Genomic DNA, 4,072 nt, shown 5'->3' on the forward strand with positions numbered 1-4,072 from the left:
TCGCGGCGAAATGGCCGGCGAGAACGCTGTGTTCGGTCACGCGCGGGTTGTCAAAGAAGCGGTAGGCAGCCTTCGCCGCCGCCCAATCGCCACAGGCCGCCGGGATCGGCTTGCCAGGCGCCGCTGACATTTGATTCAGTAACCGTCGAAGCCGACGCGCCAGACGCTTGTCGGGAAGAGCCGCCTTGGAAAGCTCTTCCTCCTGCCAAGCGGCTTCGCTCCTGCTGGACCTGTCTCGCATCCGTGACGCCTCCGTGATTCGGCGTCACGAACAGAATCACGGCAGATTCATCCGGGGCAATAGACCCCGCCGACGATGTGGGTAATTGAAAGCTTCACCGTGGGGATACTTTGGGCCAGCATTCGAGGGCCATCAATTTGACGGAGCACCAGACAGCACGAAATCGGGATGCGGCCACACCAGGGCCGACCGGTGCCGAGCCAATGAGGGCCGGAGTAACTTCCGGCCGCACGGTCGCGCGTCATGCCCGGTCCCTCTCCGCCGCGCCTGGATCGCCGGTTTTACGCAGGGGTAGCTACGGAACGCCGATCTCCTGCGTTCGCATAGGACAATTCGCAAAAATCGGCCGTGGACCCTAGTATACTGACGACCTGAGGTCTGAGCGGTTCGACAGATTTACAGGTTAAAAACGGTTGCAAAACATCGATAGATCAAATTGTCCGACGGGCGTGGCCTTGAGGCGCGCCATCGGACCTGACATCCCATTCATCATGCGCACTGAGCGCCTGGAAGGATACGAAGAGCTAATCGACCGGTGGGAGGAAGCTCAACATAGGGCGGCACTCGCGGAGTCGCGTTATAAGTATTTTGTCGCCGAGGCAGACGGAAGGCTGGTCGGTTTTGCCATCCTTCGCGACTGGGCTTCGAGCGAGCAGACGACGCTTGTACAGCGTGTTGCTGTCGCCGAGCCGGGAAGGGGACTTGGTAGGGCAATTATGTGGGCAGTCGTCAGGGCGGCGTTCACTGAAACCGACGTCCATAGGCTCTGGCTCGGCTGCTTCACCGATAATCTCAGGGCTCAGCGCAGCTACGAGGCCGTGGGCTTTGTCGCGGAAGGTGTGGCGCGCGGCAGCGCCTTCTTCCGCGGGAAGCATTGCGACGAGCTGGTGCTGTCGCTACTGAGGCCGGAATGGGAGGCGCTTGTGCGCAGGCTTGCGAAATCGCCTCGCACCCCCTAGCTAGTCGGCAGGCCAATATGGGTAAACCGAAGACCGATCACTGGCATGTGGCGGGGGGTCTCACCCAGGATCTTGATGTTGACAGGATGCACTGACGCAACGATCTTGCAAACTTGCTGACGGGCGGAAGCGCGGAACAACGGCAAGGGATACCCGTCAAGCGCTTTGTTTGCTGGCGGGTGGCCGGCACGCCGCGTTAAGATCGCAATAAGCCCTAGTCTGCCGAAGGACCTGCTCCCGCCTGTTTGTCCTGGCGGCGCTGGAAACTGAGATCGCAACGCCTCTGTTCGCCGATGAGGGCGTCCATCGGGGCCAGAAAAAAGCCACGAGTGCCATCGCGATATCGAGAACATTTCGACGCATGGTCCCAGCAATTTTCTGGTCAAATGGCCAGAACCGAGGGGCCAGCTTCCGACCAAACGTGCCTGGATCAGTCCAGCCGTTTCTTTCGCCTCTGGCTGATGGGTTTAGCGAGTTTGGAGCGGCGATGTCCACATCCCGAGGTGTAAGCAAGAGCGATAACTCCCATCACCATTCGTCCAGTTTTTGTGCCGTGACCGGCAGTTTCGCAAACCGTCTTTTGCAAGGTTACGGCTTACTTTCCGCACGCAGGATCGCCTCAGCAGCATCAGCGAGCACCTGGCAGCCAAGTACCAGGTCGTCATCGTCTGTGTTCTCGGTCCAATGGTGGCTGATACCGCCGATGCTAGGCACGAAAAGCATAGCGGATTTTAACTTGCTGGCTACAACCTGCGCATCGTGGCCGGCGCCGCTTGGCATTCTGACGTAGGCGCCAGGCGCATGGAGCGCAGCCGCATTCTCTATCGCATCCCGGAACCGCCAATCGGTCTGCCATGGGTTGAAGGTGTCGGTCCTTTTAATTTCGGGGCGGCAGCCGGTCTTGATTGCGATCTCCTTACCAGTTCTCGCAGGAAATTGTCGAGGCGCTCAAGTACAGGCAACTCTGAATCCCGGAACTGGAACAAAATCTCTGCGTTCCCAGGAATTATGCTAGCAGCACCCGGCTCCAGCGTTATTCGACCTGTAGTCCAGACGGAACGCGAGCCAGCCACCCCAGGAAAGCGCTCCGCAATGGCCATGACGAGCGCCGCCGCAGCGACGCCGGCATCCTTTCGGACAGCCATGCGTGTCGTGCCCGTGTGATTCTGAATGCCATAAAAAGCGATTGAGTACTGCCAAATTCCGACGATGCTCGTAACAACGCCGATCCGCTTCTTCGAGACTTCTAACTCGTCCCCTTGCTCTATATGCGCTTCTATAGCGTTTCAGATTTTGACAGAAGCGTATCCAGCGTTTGCGAAGTAGTTTCTGCATTCATTGGGTTCGATGGTTGATACGAGGTGGCCGATGTGTCGCCAGGTGTCGTCGATGGTTCGCTTCTGGGCGGCTCGCATCCAGTGTTTGATCTTGGCGAAGGCTTGCTCGATTGATGGTGTGGATGGCTCCTGCTCCCGGCGTCGCATTGCGCCATAGTTGGGATGTTGTCGTCCCGAGCAAAGGAGCCATCCATGTCAGAACTTGCCACAGTTGGCATCGACCTCGCAAAGAGTGTCTTCCAGATCCATGGTGTCGATGGGAACGGTCGGGTTCTCGTACGCCGTCAGCTTCGCCGCAGCCAGTTGCTGGTGTTTTTCCAGAAGCGTCCACGATGCCTGATCGGCATGGAGGCTTGCGCAGGTTCTCACGATTGGGGGCGCAGGCTTCTGGAGATGGGGCACGACGTCCGGCTGATGCCGCCCTCCTATGTGAAGCCTTACGTGAAGCGCGGGAAGACGGATGCTGCGGATGCGGCCGCCATCTGTGAAGCCGTGACACGCCCCTCCATGCGGTTTGTCGCCATCAAGAGCGAAGCCTGCTCGTCGGTTCTGGTTCTTCACCGCACGCGAGACTTTCTGGTTCGCCAGCGCACGCAGATCGGCAACGCGATCCGGGCCCACATGACGGAGTTCGGCGTCATCGCGGCGAAGGGCGCGCAGAACGTCAATCGACTGAAGGATCAACTGGGTCAACTGCCGGAAGTAGCTCGAATGCCTGTGAGTTTGCTCTTCGATCAGTTGGCCGAGACGGACAAGCGGATCGAGCGGCTGACCGACGAGCTCGAAGAGACCTACGCGCAAAGCGAGACAAGCCAGCGTCTAGCCACAATCCCAGGTGTGGGGATGCTGTCGGCGACGATCATCGCGGCGACGACGCCGGATGTCGACAATTTCGGCAGCGCAAGGGACTATGCCGCCTGGCTCGGCCTCGCTCCCAAGCCGCACTCCACCGGAGGCAAGCAGAGGGTGGGCCGGATCTCGAAGATGGGCAATCGTTATATCCGACGCTTGCTGTATCTGGGCGCCATGGCGCAGATCATGCTCAGATGCAGGCTCAAGCGCGAGCCGAGCTCGGACTGGCTATCGGGCATGCTGATGCGAAAGAAGACGAAGATCGTCGCCGTCGCTTTGGCGCATCGCATGGCACGAACAATATTCGCCGTCCTGAGGGACGGATCGCGTTACGAGCCGCAGTCAGCCTGACAGGCTCTCGGAATGGTCAGGGCAAAGTGAGGTGATGGCGAACAAACGGAGACGAAGAACCAGGACACCCCGATCAATCCGAAGCGCCTCGAGCGCGCTCGATTGAGTGGGACCTGTTCTCCAAGCGGATATTCATCAGGGCGCGCAGCGATCCCGTTGCACATTCAGACGCCGTATACATGGCCGCAACCGACCTGTTCACCAAAGCCGATCCGATACCCTTGACCCGCAGGAGCCATCCATACATGGGATTGTAGCCTGGAGGGGCAGTCGGGATCGTGACGGACGAGTTCTCGAAGGTCCCCCTGGATGGGATGGTGGCGGCTCACAGC

The 4,072-nt window shown here is 59.4% G+C and carries 4 protein-coding genes and 1 pseudogene; 2 read left to right on the forward strand and 3 right to left on the reverse strand.

Annotated elements, in window-relative coordinates:
• Window positions 1-241, reverse strand: a 241-nt coding sequence (locus tag NKH95_RS33165; protein WP_352894567.1) for an IS4/Tn5 family transposase DNA-binding protein, incomplete at its 3' end; no start/stop codon positions are given.
• Window positions 242-696: 455 nt separating this feature from the next.
• On the opposite strand from NKH95_RS33165, the gene NKH95_RS33170 reads away from it, so the two are divergent.
• Window positions 697-1,200: a GNAT family N-acetyltransferase gene (locus NKH95_RS33170; protein WP_352894569.1), complete on the forward strand. Its 504-nt coding sequence runs from the start codon at window positions 697-699 to the stop codon at window positions 1,198-1,200.
• A gap of 588 nt (window positions 1,201-1,788) precedes the next feature.
• Here NKH95_RS33170 and NKH95_RS33175 read toward each other — a convergent pair.
• Both NKH95_RS33175 and NKH95_RS33180 read right to left on the reverse strand, forming a co-directional pair.
• Window positions 1,789-2,112 (reverse strand): M20/M25/M40 family metallo-hydrolase, encoded by a 324-nt coding sequence (locus tag NKH95_RS33175; RefSeq protein WP_352894574.1) that lies wholly within the window; start codon window positions 2,110-2,112, stop codon window positions 1,789-1,791.
• A 374-nt stretch (window positions 2,113-2,486) separates the two neighbouring features.
• Window positions 2,487-2,663 (reverse strand): annotated as a pseudogene (locus NKH95_RS33180) (IS630 family transposase); the annotation flags it as partial.
• Between the two features lie 66 nt (window positions 2,664-2,729).
• On the opposite strand from NKH95_RS33180, the gene NKH95_RS33185 reads away from it, so the two are divergent.
• Window positions 2,730-3,740 carry an IS110 family RNA-guided transposase gene (locus NKH95_RS33185; protein WP_352894571.1) on the forward strand — a complete coding sequence of 337 codons (1,011 nt, stop codon included), beginning with the start codon at window positions 2,730-2,732 and terminating at the stop codon, window positions 3,738-3,740.
• Window positions 3,741-4,072: the final 332 nt, after the last annotated feature.

Source organism: Mesorhizobium sp. M0848, assembly GCF_040319805.1.
Lineage (GTDB): Bacteria > Pseudomonadota > Alphaproteobacteria > Rhizobiales > Rhizobiaceae > Mesorhizobium.

Coding starts and splice junctions, on each gene's coding strand:
- NKH95_RS33185 (WP_352894571.1), top strand. CDS start 2,730: ATGTCAGAACTTGCCACAGTTGGCATCGACCTCGCAAAGAGTGTCTTC.